The organism is Sphingomonas jatrophae, from assembly GCF_900113315.1.
Classification (GTDB): domain Bacteria; phylum Pseudomonadota; class Alphaproteobacteria; order Sphingomonadales; family Sphingomonadaceae; genus Sphingomonas_P; species Sphingomonas_P jatrophae.
Genome location: NZ_FOZG01000001.1, coordinates 598,505 through 615,164 on the forward strand (window position 1 = coordinate 598,505; position 16,660 = coordinate 615,164).

The following is a 16,660-nucleotide window of genomic DNA, read 5'->3' on the forward strand; positions in this document are numbered from 1 at the left end:
AAGTCGCCGCGCGTGCTACTATTGAGCTAAGTTCCGTGTACGGGAGAAAGTGGCATGAAGGCGTCGGATCTATTCGTGCAGTGCCTGGAAGCGGAGGGCGTCACCCACGTCTTCGGCGTGCCGGGCGAAGAGAATCTCGACCTGCTCGATTCGCTCAGCCGTTCCGACAAGATCGAGCTGATCCTGACGCGGCATGAGCAGGGCGCCGGCTTCATGGCCGCGACCTACGGCCGCCACACTGGCAAGGCGGGCGTCTGCCTCTCGACGCTCGGGCCGGGCGCGACCAACCTCGTCACCGCGGCGGCCTATGCGCAGCTGGGCGGCATGCCGATGATGATGATCACCGGGCAGAAGCCGATCAAGAAATCCAAGCAGGGCCGCTTCCAGATCCTCGACGTGGTCGACATGATGCGGCCGATTACGAAGTTCACCCACCAGCTCGCCAGCGCCGACAACATTCCGAGCCGCGTCCGCGAATCCTTCCGACTTGCCGAGGAAGAAAAACCCGGCGCCACGCACATCGAGTTTCCGGAGGATATCGCCGAGGAGCAGACCGACGCGAGCCCGCTCCAGATCTCCATCGCCCGCCGCCCCTCCGCCGAGGAGAAGGCGGTTCGTGCCGCAGTGCGCAAGATCGAGGCGGCGCGCAGCCCGGTGCTCGTCATCGGTGCCGGCGGCAACCGCAAGCTGACCGGGCGGATGCTGCTCCAGTTCGTCGAGAAGACGGGCATCCCCTTCCTCACGACCCAGCTCGGCAAGGGCGTGATCGACGAGTGTCACCCCAAGTTCCTCGGCTGCGCGGCGCTCTCCGCCGGCGATTTCGTCCACCGCGCGCTCGATGCGGCGGATCTGATCGTCAACGTTGGGCATGACGTGATCGAGAAGCCGCCCTTCTTCATGAAGAATGGCGGCGTCGAGGTGATCCACGTCTCGACCCGCTCGGCCGAGGTCGATCCGGTTTATTTCCCGCAGGTCGAGGTGATCGGCGACATCGGCAATGCCATTTGGCAGATGAAGGAGGAAATCGTCCCCTCCCCCGCTTGGACCTTCGAGCGGATGGCCGCGTCGCGCGCAGCCGAGGTGAAGCATACGGCCGAGCTGGAGACGGATGATCGTTTCCCGATCTTCCCGCCTTATCTGGTCCGCCAGGTGCGCAGCGCAATGCCGGCCGACGGGATCATCTGCCTCGACAACGGCATCTACAAGATCTGGTTCGCGCGCAATTATCCGGCGCGGATGCACAACACCGTGCTGCTGGACAATGCGCTCGCCACGATGGGGGCGGGCCTGCCCTCCGCCATGGCTTCCGCCATGGTCTATCCCGATCGGAAGGTGCTGGCGGTCTGCGGCGACGGCGGCTTCATGATGAACAGCCAGGAGATGGAGACCGCGGTCCGTTTGGGCCTCAACGTCACCGTGCTGATCCTGAACGACGGCAGCTACGGCATGATCCGCTGGAAGCAGGTGAATATGGGCTTCAAGGATTGGGGCCTGACCTATGGCAATCCGGATTTCGTCAGATATGCCGAGGCTTACGGCGCCAGAGGCTACCGTGTGGAAAGCGCGGCACACCTGCCTGAGCTCCTGCGCCAGACGCTGGACGAGCCGGGCGTCAAGCTGATCGACTGTCCGGTCGACTATGCCGACAACGACCGGATCCTCAATCACGAGTTGAAGACGCTGGCCGCAGCGGCCTGATCCAGACGCTGGATCGTTCACGCGCCGCATTAAATCGAGGGTGACCCATGCCGCAGCTGAAGTCCGAATATCCGCTCTACCTTGCCAACGAGGCGCAGCAGCCGAACACCGATCTCGAGGTGACCGACAAGTTCACCGGTGAAGTGGCGACGCGGGTTGCCATGGCGGATGCAGCAACCATCGATGCGGGCATCGCCGCGGCGGTCGAGGCGGCGGAGCCGATGGCGCGGATGCCGGCTTATGAGCGGCAGAAGGTGCTGAACCACTGCGTCCAGCGCTTCACCGAACGCGCGGACGAGCTGGCTTTTGCTTTGTGCGTCGAGGCGGGCAAGCCGATCAAGGACAGCCGCGGCGAAGTCGGCCGCCTGATCGACACGTTCCGCATCGCCGCTGAGGAGAGCGTGCGGATGACGGGCGAGGTGCAGCCGCTCGACATCTCCCCGCGGGCAAAAGGCTATCAGGGCATCTGGAAGCGCGTGCCAATCGGGCCGTGCAGCTTCATTTCGCCCTTCAATTTCCCGCTGAACCTGGCCGCGCACAAGATCGCACCCGCGCTCGCGGTCGGATGCCCCTTCGTCATGAAGCCGGCCAGCCGCACGCCGCTCGGTGCGATCATCATGGGCGAGGTGATGGCGGAGACGGACCTGCCGAAAGGCGCCTTCTCGATCCTGCCCGCGCACCGCGACGGGGCCGACCTGTTCACCACCGATGACCGGCTGAAGCTGCTCTCTTTCACCGGCTCGCCGGACGTGGGCTGGGCGTTGAAGGCGAAGTCCGGCAAGAAGAAGCTGGTGCTGGAGCTGGGCGGCAACGCCGCGGTGATCGTCGATGCGGACGCGGATCTGGAGGATGCGGCGGAGCGGACGATCTTCGGCGCCTTCTACCAGTCCGGTCAGAGCTGCATCGGCGTGCAGCGCATCCTCGTCCACACATCCATCTACGATCGCTTCCGCGACATGCTGGTGGCGCGCACGAAGAAGCTCATCGCCGGCAACCCGCATGACGAGAATGTGTTCATCGGCCCGATGATCTCGGAGGGCGAGGCGAAGCGGCTCGACTCGTGGGTTCAGGAGGCGGTCGCCGCGGGCGCGACCCTGCTGTGCGGCGGCAAGCGCGAGGGCGCAATGCTCGAGGCGACTTTGCTCGAGAATGTCGGGCGCGACATCAACCTTAACATCGAGGAAGCGTTCGGCCCGGTCGCCTTCTTCGAGAAGTTCTCGACGTGGGACCAGGCGGTGGAGATCGTCAACGACAGCAAGTTCGGCCTGCAGGCGGGCGTGTTCACGCGCGACATTTTCAAGGTGCTCGACGCGTGGGACCGGCTGGAAGTAGGCGGCGTCGTGATCAACGACGTGCCGAGCTACCGCGTCGACAACATGCCTTATGGCGGCGTCAAGGATAGCGGGCTTGGCCGCGAGGGCATCCGCTTCGCGATGGAGGACATGACCGAGATCCGCAATCTCGTCATCCGCCGTCATGGCCGTGAACTGGGCGGCCTCGTCCAGTAACGAAGGCCGGCCGGGTGAGCGTTTAGTCTACCCGGCCGGAAATCTGCCGATGAACCTCACGCAGCGGCTGCGGTGAGGTTCTTCGTGGCCGAGCGAGACTGGTTGGACGAGCGCAGCTTCTCCGCCATCGCGCCGGCAAAGCTGTTTTCCAGCGCAGTGCGGATGTCCGGATTTTCCGAGAGGAAGCGGCGCAGGGACACCGCCGGCACGCACCAAAAGCGGGCAGGTTGATCGAGCGAGACGGTGGCCGTCGCGCCCGTCTCGTCCAGCACCGTCACTTCGCCGATCAGGGTCGGCGATTTCAGCGTGGCGATCCACATGCCGAGGCTCGTCACCTCGGCCGTTCCTTCGGACAGGTAGAAGAGGTGGCTGACGGGTTCGTTCTCGCGCGTCAGGCTTTCGCCGGCCTTGCCGTCGATCCAGATGCCCTGATCCATCAGGTGCCGCGCCTGCCGCTTGTCGAGCGCGCTGAACACGGAAGCCGCCATGCGCGCTTCCTCGTCGCTGAAGCGCAGCCGCCGATCGCGCAGGAAGATCAGCGCGAGGTGAAACAGATTGACCGCGAGCAGGCCGGCGAGGAGCACCGCGCCGATCATCCCGCCGCCCGCGCCGACCCAGCCGGCCAGCCCCGAGAAGGCTGCAAGGGCAAGGCCACCGCGCAGTACCAGCCTCTTTTCGAAGCAGGTGGCCGCGACGAGGATGATGCCGCCGACGACGAGCAATGCGGGCAGAGGCTCGCTATTCATGCCGACCATTGCAGCTGCCTGTCACAGAGCCTCCCTGGGCCACCCCGACGGGTGCGCCGAAGCCCGGCTTGTCGCATGCGCTCCCAGCCAAGCCAAGCATGCCGGTCGCGCGTTACGCCGGCTCCGTCGATAACGCCGCCACAACGGTTGCGATCCTTCGTGGCAGGCCGGCGCGGGACGAACATGCGTCAGGCAGGCCGTTCGGCCATGATGCCCCGCACCATCATGCGGAGCTTCTCGTCGTAACGCGCGAGCACCGCGGGCACGTCCGCATCGGCGAAGTGGGTGACGAGCGAACGCCCGTTCCACCAATGCAGTGCGAGTGCCGGCGGCGTATCGACGATGAGCGCACGATCGTCGGGACGGGATGGATCGACCGGCGCCAGCGTCAATGCCAGCTGCGGCGCGGCCGACGGGCAGACCGCGAATGGCGCCCCGCCGAAGCCGGTGACCATCGGCCTATGTATATGCCCGGCGACCATGCCGACGATATTCTCAGCGCCGGCGATCGCGCCACGCAGCCGCGCGACCCATGGCGCATCGTCATGCGTCGTCATCCAACCGATCCCCGTCTCGAACGGAGGGTGATGCAGCATGATCAGCGTCGGCCGCGTGCGATCCTCCGCAAGCCGCGCGGAGAGCCATGCGGCCCGCCGCGCGCAGAAGGAACCACCATGTCGCCCCTCCTCAAGCGTATCGAGCACCAGCAGCCGCAAACGTCCCAGATCCACGGCATACTGCACGAAGCCGTCCTCATCCGCCTCCGTCTCCGGAAACATGGCGCGAAAGGCGGCACGATCGTCATGGTTGCCGAGGCAGAAGTGGATCGGCATGGCCAGTGGCTCGAGCGCCTGGCGGAGCGCGCGGTAGGATGCGGCATCCCCCTTGTCGACCAGATCGCCGCTGACGAGCAGTGCATCCGGCGCTCGATCCAACCGGGCGATATGCGCCACCAGCTGGTCCAATCGCCGGCGGTTCGGCTCATCCGCGCCGCCGCCGGCGAAGCCGATATGCGTATCCGTGATCTGCGCCAGAAGCATCGTGCGCGTACCGACTCCGCTGAGCCGGCGGGGCGTGCCGGCGGCCATCGCTTCTCCGGATGTCGTGCGGTACATGCAACCTGCTTATGTCGCGCAGCACAGCGCACCTGTGATCGGCTGCACAGCCGTGGCAACGCCGCCCCGATCCCCGCCCCCGCCGGCTGGCGGTTGCCAATCGGTCCTGTCGGGCGCAATGCCCGCGGGGTGAAAGGACAGGAAATGGCCGCAAACTGGACCCCCGATAGCTGGCAGACGCATGAGGCGCGCCAGTTGCCCGACTATGACGACAAGGCGGCGCTTGCCGCGGCGGAGGCCGAGCTGGGCCATTATCCGCCGCTCGTCTTTGCGGGTGAGGCGCGCGCGCTGACCGAGGATCTCGCGCGCGTCTCAGCGGGTGAGGGCTTCCTGCTTCAGGGCGGCGATTGCGCGGAGAGCTTCGCGGAGTTCCACCCCGACAACATTCGCGACACCTTCCGGGTCATCCTCCAGATGGCGGTGATCCTCACCTTCTCGTCCAAGCTGCCGATCGTGAAGCTGGGGCGCATGGCGGGCCAGTTCGCAAAGCCGCGTTCCGCCAATCTCGAGGCGCAGGACGGGCGCGAGCTGCCAAGCTATCGCGGCGACATCGTCAACGACATCGCGTTCGACGATGGCGCCCGTCGCCCCGATCCGAACCGCATGATCCGCGCCTACAGCCAGTCGGCGGCGACGCTCAACCTGCTGCGTGCGTTCAGCCAGGGCGGCTATGCCAATCTCGCGCAGGTGCATCGCTGGACGCTCGACTTCATGGGCCGCAGCCCGTGGGCGGCGCAATATCAGCAGCTGGCCGACCGGATCGGCGAGGCGCTCGACTTCATGGCGGCGTGCGGGATCAGCCCCGAGACGGTACCGCAGCTGAAGGGCACCAGCTTCTACACCAGCCACGAGGCGCTCCTGCTTCCCTACGAGCAGGCGCTGACGCGGCGCGATTCGCTGACGGGCGACTGGTACGGCCTGTCCGCTCACTTCCTCTGGATCGGTGATCGCACGCGCTTCGAGGGTTCGTCGCACGTCGAATATCTGCGCGGCATCGGCAATCCGATCGGCATGAAGTGCGGCCCCAGCCTTGAGCCGGACGCGCTGCTCCGCCTGCTCGACACGCTGAACCCCGGTCGCGTGCCCGGCCGTATGACGCTGATCACGCGCTACGGCCACGACAAGATCGAGGCGCACCTGCCGAAGCTCGTCCGCGCCGTGAAGCGCGAGGGGCATCCGGTGGTGTGGAGCTGCGATCCGATGCACGGCAACGTCGTCAAGGCGGCGAACGGTTACAAGACGCGCCCGTTCGACCGCATCCTGGCGGAAGTGCGCGGCTTCTTCGCGGTCCACCGCGCGGAGGGCACGCACGGCGGCGGCATCCACTGCGAGATGACCGGCCAGAACGTCACCGAATGCACCGGCGGCGCCTCGGCCGTGACCGAGCAGAGCCTTGCGGACCGCTATCACACCCACTGCGATCCGCGCCTCAATGCGGACCAGTCGATCGAGCTCGCCTTCCTGCTCGCCGAAATGCTCAATCAGGAAATGCGCGAGCGCCAGGCGGAAGCGGCGTAAGCGGATGAGCGGCGGGAAGGCTTGACGCCGCCCGCCGCCGCCCATAAGAGCGCCCCTCCACCGCGCACGGCCCCTTCGTCTAGCGGTCTAGGACGTCGCCCTCTCACGGCGAAAACACGGGTTCGAGTCCCGTAGGGGTCACCAGCCACATCAGTGGCTCGGCTGTTCGACAACAGCCTTCGGCAATGACCCGCGCTGCTACAGCGTGCTCGATGCCGGCAGATAACGCTGGGCCAATCCATGATAGAGCCGCTCGCGGGAGATCAACGAGGCGGTGGCCTCTGCGATCAATGCAGCGGCGAGCAGCGGCAGCATCAGGCCCCGGCTTCCCGTCGTCTCGGCGATGATGATGACCGAAGTGAGAGGCGCACGCACGACGCCGGTGAAATAGGCGACCATGCCAAGGAGGATCACGGCTCCCCCTGGCTGTTCGGGAAAGAGCGCATGCACGGCGTTGCCTAGCCCCGCCCCGGTGGCGAGCGTCGGTGCGAAGATGCCGCCGGGCAGGCCCGCGGCAGCGGTTGCAAGCGTGGCGGCGAACTTTGCGGGGCCGAACCAGAGCGGGGTGTGGCTGCCATCGATGATCCCTCGCGCTGCCTCGTAGCCGGTGCCCCAGGTCAGGCCGGTCATGATGCCGATCGCCGCGACGACGAGGCCGCATCCCGCTGCGAACAGCACGGGGCGCCCGCGGGACAGAGCGCGGGCGCCTCCTCGAACGAGCCACAGCATCGCGCGCGAGAACAGAGCGCCGGCGACACCGCCGCTGACGCCCGCAATCGGCGCCAGCAGGATGGTTGAGCGGACCGGAAGCGTCTGCCCGACGACGCCGAAATAGACATAGTCGCCAGCAAGGCCGAGGCTGATCATGCCCGCGATCAGCACCGCCGTCATGACAAGCAACGTCATGCGCTGCTCATAGGTGGCCGCGAGCTCCTCGATGGCGAAGGCGACGCCGGCAAGCGGTGTGTTGAAGGCGGCGGCCACACCTGCGGCGGCCCCTGCCACCAGAACCGAGGACCGGACCGGCACGCGCAGGATCCGATGTGCATAGGCCATCACCGCAGCGCCGACCTGAACCGTCGGTCCTTCGCGCCCGACCGACGCGCCGGATGCGAGCGCTCCTGCCGTCAGCGCGACCTTGGTGAGCGCCGTCCGGGCGGAGGCCAGCTCGTTCGTCGCTGCCTCAGGATCGGCCTTGGCGGCGATGATCTGCGGGATGCCCGATCCGCCTGCCGCAGGCGCCAATCGCCCGGTCAGCCAGGCGATGGCGGCATAAGCCAAGGGTGTGACCAACAGTGGCAGCCACCACGCCGCGCCATGGACCCGATCGAAGGCGCGGGATGCGGCATCCGCCAGTCGCGCGAAGAGGATCGCGGCAAGCCCGACTGCAACGGCTCCGCCGAAGATGGCGGCACGGCGACGCCAGGCGGGTGCGGCAGGCCCATGGCGGCGAAACAGCACCCTGCCCTTGCGCACCTGCCGCTGAAGGCGAACTCTTCCGGGCGGGCGATCCATGAAGGCGGTCTAGAGCCGCAACCAGATCACGCAACCACCTGCCCGTTCAAAAGGGGAAGACGGCGTGAATGGCTACGATCCCGACCGCGAAGGTGATGAGGTTGAGCGGCAGGCCGACCCGGACGAAGTCCATGTAGCGGTAACCGCCCATCTGATAGACGATGACGTTGGTCTGATAACCGAACGGCGTTGCGAAGGCGGCGCTGCCGGCCATCATCACCGCGACGATGAATGGCCGCGGGCTCACCCCGAGGCTGTCGGCCAGCGCGACCGCAATCGGCGTCACCAGCACCGCGACCGTCGCGTTCGACAGCAGCTCCGTGAGCACCAGTGTCAGTCCGTAGAGGATGATGAGGGCCACGATCGGCGACAGCCCGTTCAGCCCGCTGACCAGCGTGCTCGTGGCGGCGCTGGCAAGGCCGCTCTCATCCATGGCGATGCCCAGAACCACCATGCCGGCGATGAGAATAAGGACCTGCGGCCGCAAACCGCCATAGGCCTCATCGGCCGAGATGACGCGCAGCAGGATCAGTAGGACCGCGCCGGCAAAGGCCGATGCGGCGATGGGTGTCACCTCCAGCGCCGCCAGCGCCACCACGCCGACAAAGGTGGCGAGCGCGATCGCCGCCTTCACTGGCTGGAGCGGGCGCCGCTCGGCGAACAGCTCCGCATCGCCCACTTGCGCGCTGGGGACGTCCGCCGGGTCGATCGGTTCGGACGATGCTGGCGGGGCCGGTGCACCCAGCAGCCTGCCGGAGAAGAGAAAGATGTAGAGCGCCCCTGCAAGCGCGATCGGCAGTCCGACCGGCGTCACCTCGAACAGGCCGAAGCGCGGCTGCCCTGCGGCTCGTGCCATGTCGTCGACAAGCAGATTGGTGGAGGTGCCGATCAGCGTGCAGCAGCCCGTCAGCACGGTGATGTAGGAGAGCGGCATCAGATAGCGCCGCGGGGAAAGGCCGAGCGTCCTGGCAACGTCGCGGATCACGGGCGCTCCGAGAACCACGATCGGGGTCGAGTTCATGAAGGCCGAGATGCAGCCGATCACCGCCAGCAGCAGCCAAAGCCCGGTCGCCCCCGTTCGCCGGCACATCGCCACCCCCGCGCCGATCGCACGATCCAGCAGGCCCGACAGCTCCAGCGCGTAGGCGATCACGAACAGCGAGGCGAGCGCGATGATCGCCGGGCTGGCGAACGCCCCCTGCACCTCCACCGGGCGCACCACGCCGCTCACCAGCAGGGCCGCAGCGCCGGAAAGCGCGACGACATCGGCACGAACCTTGTCCCAGATGAGGGCTGCAACCACGGCGACCAGCACCAGCAGCGTCAGGATCTGATCGAACGTCACGCGTCTCGGCCCTGTCTCGCTTCCGCCGCCGCCTCGGTCAGTCAGCTATGGAGCATTCTGCCGATCTTGCTAGTGTCGAGCCATGCGCGAGCCGAGCCCACGCACCAGCCGCCTGGCGATTGCCGGCGCCCTCGCAACGCTGATCGTTGTCGGCGGCAGCGGCTTCCTGCTCGGCCGCAGGACCGCGCCCGCTCCGGTGCCGATCGTCATGCCCGCGCCGCAGCCTGCACCGCCGCCGCGCGTGGAGCCGCCAGCCGAGCGCATCGTCCAGCGCGCCGACATCGTTGGCCTTGCCGATGCGGCGGCGGATGCGGCGGCGTCCGGCGCGCAGCTTCCCGCCACCGCCACCGGACTGGTCGGCAAACGCTTCGAGCTCGTGCTGCCTTTCGGATGCGACGGCCCGACGCCTGAAGGATCGAGCGCGTCGCTGCAATGGCGCTACGACGCGGCGGCATCTGCGCTGCGGATCAAGGCCGTGCCGACCGCATGGGCAAAGGCGGAGTGGTGGCAGACGCCTCCTGATACGGTCGAGGCAATGGAGGGGTTCTGGATCGAACGCCCCTGGTCTTCTTCCACCGCCTGCCCTGCGGCGCCGGCAATCTCCACGGCACCGGGGAGCGATGCTTTTACTCTGCCCGGCCAAACCCTCGGGATCGTGCAGCTGATCGGGGCGGGCGCGTCGAGGCAGCTTGTCCGCGATGGCAAGCCCTACGAAGCCGTGGTTCGCGTGGCCCCCGATGCGGTGAACCTGAGCCAGGGCCTGCGCCTGCATCTTGCGGGCCGCATCGGAGGCTTCCCGGACGGACAGCCTACGCGCTGCGTACAATCGGGCGGGCGCGAGCAGCGCCCCGTCTGTCTGGTGGCAGCAGCGATCGAGAAGATCGAGATTCGTAACCCGGCGTCTGGTGAGACACTCGCCGTCTGGGAGCCGACCGCCGATGCGCGCGCCGATGTCCGCCCGGATGAATGAGCGGACCGGGCTTGCGGAGGATCGTACGAACCTCGCCGAGGACCGGACGGTGCTGGCGCATGAACGGAGCTTCGCCGGCTGGCTTCGCACGGGCATGGCCTCGGTCGGCATCGCGCTAGGCTTCAACGCGTTGTTCCGCGCGGTCGAACCGCAATGGGTATCGAAGCTGATCGCCACCGCCTTCCTGGGCGTCGCGGCCTTCATCTTCCTCTCGGCCGAGCGCCGCGCCTGCACGATCATGGACAGGCTGGAGACGCACAAGGTGGCAGCCTTGAAGCCGGTGCGGATGCGCCTGCTCGCCTGGACGCTGACCGGGGCAACCGCAGCGCTCGCAGCCGTGATCTGGATCTTGCTGGAGCCTTGAGGCGGCGGAGAGGAAGGCGAAATTAATAGGTAATCAGAGATCGCCAGAGAGGCGGCACGGATCACGAGATAAGCGCTGCCGAACACCAGCCGAGCCGCTGCGCCGAGCCTGAGAGGATCGGTGAGCATGGCAGGCCTTAGACCGGCGACCGAGCGTTCTGCCAGCGGAGGTCGAGAGATCATCGCTTCGGCGGAAGGCACGCGGTCAAGGTCGGGGCACCGGCGCGCTCATGAGGATGGAGACGGGCAACCTCTGCTTCGAGCGTTAGTCACGGCACGACAGTGGTGAACAGGTAGACGGCGAAGATCACCAGATGCACGACGCCCTGCAGCACGGTCGTCCTCCCAGTGCCGAGCGTCAGGGTTGAGACGATGAGCGTCAGCACCAGCAACACCGTGCTCTTGGTGTCCAGGCCGAGTGCAATCGGCAGACCCGCCAACAGTGACAGCCCGGCCACCGCGGGGATTGTCAGCCCGATCGTTGCCAGCGCAGATCCGAGGCCGAGGTTCAGGCTCGTTTGAAGTCGATTGGCGACCGATGCCCGCACCGCGGCCACGCTTTCCGGCATCAGCACCAAGGCGGCGATGATGACACCGACAGCGGCTTGGGGCGCACCGGCCGCTTCCACGCCAGCCTCGATCGGCGGCGCAAGCTTCTTGGCCAGGATTACCACCGCGCCAAGACAGGCAAGCAGGCAACCAAATGACAGCCAAGCGGCCCGGTTCGTAGGCGGAGCGGCATGGACCTCATGGTCGCCCGCGACATGCTTATCGGGAAGAAAATAGTCGCGGTGCGCCACCGTTTGCACCGCGATAAACGTCGCGTAGAGCAGGAATGAGACGACAGCCACGAAGCCGAGTTGCGAAGCGGAGTAGACCGGCCCCGGCTCGCTCAGGGTGAAGTTCGGCAGGACCAGCGTCAGCACCGTCAGGGCGCACAACGTCGCAAGCGCGGCGCTCACCCCGGTTTGCTGGAACACCTGCTCCCTGTGACGCAACGCGCCCACAAATATGCAGATGCCTACCAGGCCATTCAGGATGATCATGACCGCGGCGAACACGGTATCGCGGGCCAGGGTGGCCGCGCCCTCCTCCGCTGCGCTCATCAATGTCACGATGAGCCCCAGCTCGATCACCGTCACCGCCACAGCCAGCACGAGAGTGCCGAAGGGTTCGCCGATGCGATGGGCAATCAATTCGGCATGGTGGACTGCGGCCAGGACCGCTCCGATCAGAATGACCGCTACGGCCGCAACCGGAATCTTCACGCCGAGGCTGGCAGCGATCAAGATCCAGGCTGCGGCCGGCATGGCAACGGCCCACTGTCGGAGGATGTTTTGCATAGTTGTGACTAATGGGCATTCCGCAGCGCGGCGCTACCCCCTTAGGTCGGCATGGCGGTTGTAACGGTTGCTCGAAAGCTTCTCTTGACGCTCGGCGTCGAAGCGCGCTTGTTCAGACAACACCGGAGGAGAAAGCCCGATGCGTGCCGTTTACATGCTGCTTGCCATCGGCAGCGCGGCCCCGGCAATCGCCGCTCCAGACGTGCTCAAGGCAACAATGACCGGAGCGTCCGAGGTGCCCGGGCCCGGAGCCGACAAGGGCACCGGCACCGCGAAAATCAACCTCAACGCTGAGGCAGGACAGGTCTGCTACACGCTGAAGACCAAGGGGACGGATACGCCCACGATGGCGCACATCCACAAGGGTGCCGTCGGTGTCGCAGGTCCGCCGGTGGTGCCGCTCGATGCTCCGGGCAAGGGAACGTCCAAGGGCTGCGTGAGCGCCGACGCTGGCGTGATCAGCGCCATCCTCGCGGCTCCGTCCGACTATTATGTCAACGTTCACAGCGCTGCGTTCCCGAAAGGCGCCGTGCGCGGCCAACTCGGTAAATAGCTGGGCGATCAAGCTCGAACATGACGCCCTGGATGCGTGTGCCTCCCCATCGACAGCGGATCCAGGCGCTGGACCGTTTGACGAGCGGGTAAGGCAGTCTCGCATGTGCTACAGCTTGGTATGAAGGCTGTCGCACTCGCCCGGCAACTTGCGGCTGCACCGCTCCTCATGCGCATGTTCAAGCTGGCGAACACTGTGGCACGTCCTGCAGCCGTCTGACGCTCTGACGATGAGCCGGTCCGCGTGCAATGGCGCGCGCACAACGATCTCGCGCCGGCAACTCCTATCATATGTTAAAGACGGCACGCCCGCCGATGTGCGTTGAAGGGGCTCGTTCCAGAGGTATCCCGAAGTGCCCCACCCCTCCAACAGGTCAGCCATGGAGCTATTCGTGCGGCGCCTCGCCGCTCATTCCGATCTGGATGCGGAGGAGCGGGATGCGGTGCTGCAATTGCCGGTGCAGCTTCTCGAGGTTCGATCCAACGTCGACTTCGTGCGTTTGGGTGAGCAGATCGACCATGCCTGCCTGGTGGCGGAAGGGCTGGTCGGCAAGTTCGGCCAGACGGAGGATGGCAGACGGCAGATCGTCTCGGTCCACATCCCCGGCGAGATGGCGGATCTCTCGTCGCTGATGATGCCGCAGGCGGCGACGGCATTGAATTCGCTATCTTCGACAACCATCCTCCGCGTTGCGCACAAGGATCTGCGGGCCTTGGGGCTGCGCTATCCGTCGATCGCCACCGCCTTCTGGCGAAGCAGCGTCCTGGATGGCGCGATTGTCGCTCAGTGGCTGGTGAATGTCGGCCGGCGTGATGCGAGGGCGCGGCTGGCGCATCTGTTCTGCGAAATGGCGGTCCGTTATCGCCTGCTCGATCAGTCCGATGGGCGGCGTTATACCCTACCCATGACGCAGGAGCAGCTCGGCGATGCTTTGGGCCTGACCTCCGTCCATGTGAACCGGACGCTTCAGCACCTTCGGGAGGAGAAACTCCTTCGGGTCGAGCGGAGCGCGGTCACGATCATGGATTGGAAGGCACTCGTGCGCGCCGGCGAGTTCGACACGCTCTACCTGCAAAGGCCTGACTTATAACATTGCGCCCGCCGAACAGGGCTATCCGCATCGGCTTGTGTCTCCGATCAAAGGCGTGCTGCTATCAGCTATCGGGTGTCGTCTGCAGATGAACGTCGGTCTGCAGGATGCTCGCACGTTCTATCAGCGGCACCTCAAGCTCGCAGACGATCCCGCCGGGGCGCAGATTGAGCGAGCCGCGGCCTTGCAGCTCATAGGGAATGCGCCGCGTGATCAGCTCGGTGCCGAAGCCCTGCCGCCGGGGCGCGGACTGCACGACGTGGACCCCCTCCTCGATCCAACGCAGCAAAAGCCAGCGCTGGCCGGCGCGTTGCTCCTCGTGCCAGTGGATCGTCACGAGCCCTTCGCTGCCGGATAGAGCGCCGTACTTAACTGCGTTGGTCGCAAGCTCGTGGACCGCCAGCGTCAGCACCTCCGCTACTTTCGGCGGCAAGGCGACGGGCGGGCCGTCCAGAACGACACTGTCGCGCCGCGCCGCCTGCGCCGTCAGTTCGTCCAGGATGAGCAGTTCGAGATCGACGCCCGCGCCCGCGCCTCTCGTCAGCAGCACCTGCGTCCGCGCAAGCGCGTCTATGCGCCCCTCCAGATGCTGGATGAACTCCTCGGCGGATTGGCCGGGTTCGTGCGTTCGCCGGATCAGGGACCGGATCACGGCCAGGATGTTGCGCACCCGGTGCTGCAGCTCGGCCAAGAGCGTCTGCTGGCGATCCTCCCACAGGCGCCGGTCGGTCACGTCGATCATGGCGCCGACCATGCGGGTGGGCTCTTCCCGTTCGTCGTAGAAGAAGCGTCCACGCGCCGACAGCCAGTGCACGGTCTGGTCGGGATGGAGTGAGCGGAATTCATGCGCGTAATCGGTGCGTTCGTGCATCGATGTCCTGAGCGCGGCCTGTGCCGCGCTGCGATCATCGGGATGGACCCGTTCCAGCCACCTCTCGTAGCTCGGCTTCACCTCGCCAACTTCATACCCTTCCATGCGGAAATGCTCGTCGGACCAAGTCGTCTCGCCGGTGCGGACATCCCAGTCCCACATACCGATCTTGCCGACCTCGACGGCGCTGCGCAGTCGCTCCTCGCTCCGCTCAAGGGCATGCTGTGCCTGCTTGATGTGGGTGATGTCCTCGCCGATGCCCCCGATCCGCTCGACGCGCCCGTCCGCCGTGCGGATCGGGAAGTCGGTATCGCGCAGCCAGCGCATCTCACCATCCGGGCGGCGCACGCGATATTCGAAGGTGATCGATTCGCCGCGGCGCACCCGGTCGATCTCCGCAGTGACTCGGGCGCGGTCCTCCTCGACGACCAGGTCGAGCCATTGCGTGAGGCCGCGGCCGGCCAGCACCTGCTCGACCTTTAAGCCATAGATCGCCTCGAACGCGGGCGTGAGGTAGGTCCACTGAAGGGTATCGGCATCCCGTATCCAGAGGACGTTCTGTGAGGCCTCGCCGAACTCGCGAAGGCGTTCCTCGCTCTCCCGCAACGCTTCGGCCGTCCGCTTCAACACGTCGATGTCGCTGATGACACCGACTTGCCCGGTGATCTCGCCATGCTCGTTCCTGATCGGAACGGAAGACACGCTCGTCCAGATCTCGCGACCGTCATCGTCACGATAGAGCATCTCGATGCCGGGGACGACCGTCTCCCCGCGGCTCGACCGCGATCCCGGAAATTCACTTGGTGGGATCAGCCGACGGTCTGCGTCCCATGCCCGCCATCGGTCGCCTCGTTCGGGATCGCGCGACGGGATGGTGCCGTTCGGCAGAAAGCGACGGAGATTCGCGTTGGTCAACAGCGTCGTGCCGTCGCGGTCCGCTACGTGAACCCCGACCGGCAAAGCCTCGAACACGGCGGCCAGTCGCGCCTCGCTCTCGTGCAGCCTCGCGCGAGCCACCTCTTCATTAAGGCGCAGGACCTCCATCTGGCTCGCCTTCCAAGCGGTGATGTCCTTGGTGGTCGTCGCCACCCCATCGTCGAGCTTCACGACGGTCTGGAGAAACCAGCCATCGAACTGCTCATGCACGTAATGTCGTTCATTCTGCTGCGTTATGCCGGTTTCCGTCACCTGCTTGAACGTGTCGAAAATGCCTTCCCGCACGACGCCTGGATTTTTCTCGAGCAGGCGCTCGCCTCGCACCTCGCCATATCGGCTCTCAGAGGCGTGGTTGTTAAGAAGCCATTCGAAATCGACAATTTCGCCAGCATCATCCCTCAGCGCACGAAACACCTGGATCATGTCTGTAGACGCATCCATCGTCGCTCGGAGCAGATCGCGATGTTCTGCCAGTTCGCGTGTCCGCACGCGGATCTGAAAGGCGCTGGCGGCAAATTGCGAAAGGTTCGTCAGCAGACGCTTGTCCTCCCTGTCGAACCTGCGACCGCCCTCATGTGAGACGACCCACAATGTGCCGATCGGTCTTGCGTCCAGATGAAACGGCACCAGAAGCGTTTCCGCAACTTCCGGCTCGACTGGCGGGCCGGAGAAAACCAGATCAGGCCGCTCGAACAGCAACACCTCGTTCCTGGCGATCACCACCCCGCACGGGCTGGCGCTGATCGGCAATTCAGAGTCTCGGAAGTGAGCCCAAATGCCGGACAGTGCATCCCAGCGAAAATGATCGCCTTCCAACAGGCTGATACCGGCAGACGGGGCAATGCCGTGCGCGACGATGCAATCGGTCAGCTTCTGAAGCACTTCACTCGGGCGCTCGGCAGTTTCCCGCGCCAGCGTGGCCAGGATCGCAGCTTCCATCTTCCAATCGGGCGCGCGGGACGGTCGAGACAGCAGCTGTTCCGTGATGATCACGTCATCAACGCTGGGCTGATTGGGTTGCTCGCGCATCCAGCTACAACGCACGAACAGCGAAGAGGGGCAAGCGCCACTGGTTCCGTTCGCGTGCGT

General features: G+C 65.9%; 13 protein-coding genes and 1 tRNA gene. 8 read left to right on the forward strand and 6 right to left on the reverse strand.

Features of this window, described 5'->3' with window-relative positions; genetic code table 11:
* Positions 1–54: 54 nt before the first annotated feature.
* Together BM360_RS02775 and BM360_RS02780 are read left to right on the forward strand one after the other, a co-directional pair.
* Positions 55–1,698: an acetolactate synthase large subunit gene (locus BM360_RS02775; RefSeq protein WP_093310361.1), complete on the forward strand. Its 1,644-nt coding sequence runs from the start codon at positions 55–57 to the stop codon at positions 1,696–1,698.
* Positions 1,699–1,745: 47 nt separating this feature from the next.
* Complete coding sequence (locus BM360_RS02780; protein WP_093310364.1) at positions 1,746–3,206, forward strand: aldehyde dehydrogenase family protein; 1,461 nt, start codon at positions 1,746–1,748, stop codon at positions 3,204–3,206.
* Positions 3,207–3,262: 56 nt separating this feature from the next.
* Here the strand turns inward: BM360_RS02780 and BM360_RS02785 are convergent, their stop codons facing one another.
* Together BM360_RS02785 and BM360_RS02790 are read right to left on the reverse strand one after the other, a co-directional pair.
* Positions 3,263–3,952, reverse strand: coding sequence for a cyclic nucleotide-binding domain-containing protein (locus tag BM360_RS02785; protein ID WP_165611181.1), 690 nt, complete (start codon positions 3,950–3,952; stop codon positions 3,263–3,265).
* Positions 3,953–4,140: 188 nt separating this feature from the next.
* Positions 4,141–5,067, reverse strand: a complete 927-nt coding sequence (locus BM360_RS02790; RefSeq protein WP_341350576.1) for a phosphodiesterase — start codon at positions 5,065–5,067, stop codon at positions 4,141–4,143.
* Between the two features lie 144 nt (positions 5,068–5,211).
* Here BM360_RS02790 and BM360_RS02795 point away from each other — a divergent pair, with 144 nt between their 5' ends.
* Together BM360_RS02795 and BM360_RS02800 are read left to right on the forward strand one after the other, a co-directional pair.
* The gene (locus BM360_RS02795; protein WP_093310378.1) at positions 5,212–6,585 is read left to right on the forward strand and encodes a class II 3-deoxy-7-phosphoheptulonate synthase; all 1,374 of its coding nucleotides are present in this window, start codon (positions 5,212–5,214) and stop codon (positions 6,583–6,585) included.
* Between the two features lie 68 nt (positions 6,586–6,653).
* Positions 6,654–6,729 (forward strand) — tRNA-Glu (locus tag BM360_RS02800).
* Between the two features lie 54 nt (positions 6,730–6,783).
* Here the strand turns inward: BM360_RS02800 and BM360_RS02805 are convergent.
* Both BM360_RS02805 and BM360_RS02810 read right to left on the reverse strand, forming a co-directional pair.
* Entirely contained in the window at positions 6,784–8,100 is a 1,317-nt protein-coding gene (locus tag BM360_RS02805; protein WP_093310384.1) for a chloride channel protein, read from the reverse strand.
* Between the two features lie 46 nt (positions 8,101–8,146).
* Positions 8,147–9,445, reverse strand: coding sequence for an SLC13 family permease (locus BM360_RS02810; RefSeq protein WP_093310390.1), 1,299 nt, complete (start codon positions 9,443–9,445; stop codon positions 8,147–8,149).
* Between the two features lie 208 nt (positions 9,446–9,653).
* Here BM360_RS02810 and BM360_RS02815 point away from each other — a divergent pair, with 208 nt between their 5' ends.
* Positions 9,654–10,415: a hypothetical protein gene (locus tag BM360_RS02815; protein WP_131819165.1), complete on the forward strand. Its 762-nt coding sequence runs from the start codon at positions 9,654–9,656 to the stop codon at positions 10,413–10,415.
* Entirely contained in the window at positions 10,396–10,779 is a 384-nt protein-coding gene (locus BM360_RS02820; RefSeq protein ID WP_093310397.1) for a DUF202 domain-containing protein, read from the forward strand. The genes BM360_RS02815 and BM360_RS02820 overlap by 20 nt, the downstream gene beginning before the upstream one ends.
* 268 nt (positions 10,780–11,047) lie before the next feature.
* Here the strand turns inward: BM360_RS02820 and BM360_RS02825 are convergent, their stop codons facing one another.
* The gene (locus BM360_RS02825; RefSeq protein WP_242653287.1) at positions 11,048–12,088 is read right to left on the reverse strand and encodes a calcium:cation antiporter; all 1,041 of its coding nucleotides are present in this window, start codon (positions 12,086–12,088) and stop codon (positions 11,048–11,050) included.
* Positions 12,089–12,260: 172 nt separating this feature from the next.
* On the opposite strand from BM360_RS02825, the gene BM360_RS02830 reads away from it, so the two are divergent.
* Together BM360_RS02830 and BM360_RS02835 are read left to right on the forward strand one after the other, a co-directional pair.
* A complete protein-coding gene (locus BM360_RS02830) occupies positions 12,261–12,674 on the forward strand; it encodes a CHRD domain-containing protein (protein WP_093310404.1) in 414 nt (137 codons plus the stop codon).
* Positions 12,675–13,065: 391 nt separating this feature from the next.
* Positions 13,066–13,764, forward strand: coding sequence for a Crp/Fnr family transcriptional regulator (locus BM360_RS02835; RefSeq protein ID WP_165611182.1), 699 nt, complete (start codon positions 13,066–13,068; stop codon positions 13,762–13,764).
* A gap of 64 nt (positions 13,765–13,828) precedes the next feature.
* Here the strand turns inward: BM360_RS02835 and BM360_RS02840 are convergent, their stop codons facing one another.
* Entirely contained in the window at positions 13,829–16,600 is a 2,772-nt protein-coding gene (locus tag BM360_RS02840; protein WP_093310410.1) for a PAS domain-containing protein, read from the reverse strand.
* Between the last annotated feature and the right edge of the window lie 60 nt (positions 16,601–16,660).

Excerpts from the sequence above, each read along its gene's own strand:
- BM360_RS02775 (WP_093310361.1), top strand. The coding sequence starts at position 55 with ATGAAGGCGTCGGATCTATTCGTGCAGTGCCTGGAAGCGGAGGGCGTC.
- BM360_RS02780 (WP_093310364.1), top strand. The coding sequence starts at position 1,746 with ATGCCGCAGCTGAAGTCCGAATATCCGCTCTACCTTGCCAACGAGGCG.
- BM360_RS02785 (WP_165611181.1), bottom strand. The coding sequence starts at position 3,952 with ATGAATAGCGAGCCTCTGCCCGCATTGCTCGTCGTCGGCGGCATCATC.
- BM360_RS02790 (WP_341350576.1), bottom strand. The coding sequence starts at position 5,067 with ATGTACCGCACGACATCCGGAGAAGCGATGGCCGCCGGCACGCCCCGC.
- BM360_RS02795 (WP_093310378.1), top strand. The coding sequence starts at position 5,212 with ATGGCCGCAAACTGGACCCCCGATAGCTGGCAGACGCATGAGGCGCGC.
- BM360_RS02805 (WP_093310384.1), bottom strand. The coding sequence starts at position 8,100 with ATGGATCGCCCGCCCGGAAGAGTTCGCCTTCAGCGGCAGGTGCGCAAG.
- BM360_RS02815 (WP_131819165.1), top strand. The coding sequence starts at position 9,654 with ATGCCCGCGCCGCAGCCTGCACCGCCGCCGCGCGTGGAGCCGCCAGCC.
- BM360_RS02820 (WP_093310397.1), top strand. The coding sequence starts at position 10,396 with ATGTCCGCCCGGATGAATGAGCGGACCGGGCTTGCGGAGGATCGTACG.
- BM360_RS02825 (WP_242653287.1), bottom strand. The coding sequence starts at position 12,088 with ATGCCGGCCGCAGCCTGGATCTTGATCGCTGCCAGCCTCGGCGTGAAG.
- BM360_RS02830 (WP_093310404.1), top strand. The coding sequence starts at position 12,261 with ATGCGTGCCGTTTACATGCTGCTTGCCATCGGCAGCGCGGCCCCGGCA.
- BM360_RS02840 (WP_093310410.1), bottom strand. The coding sequence starts at position 16,600 with ATGCGCGAGCAACCCAATCAGCCCAGCGTTGATGACGTGATCATCACG.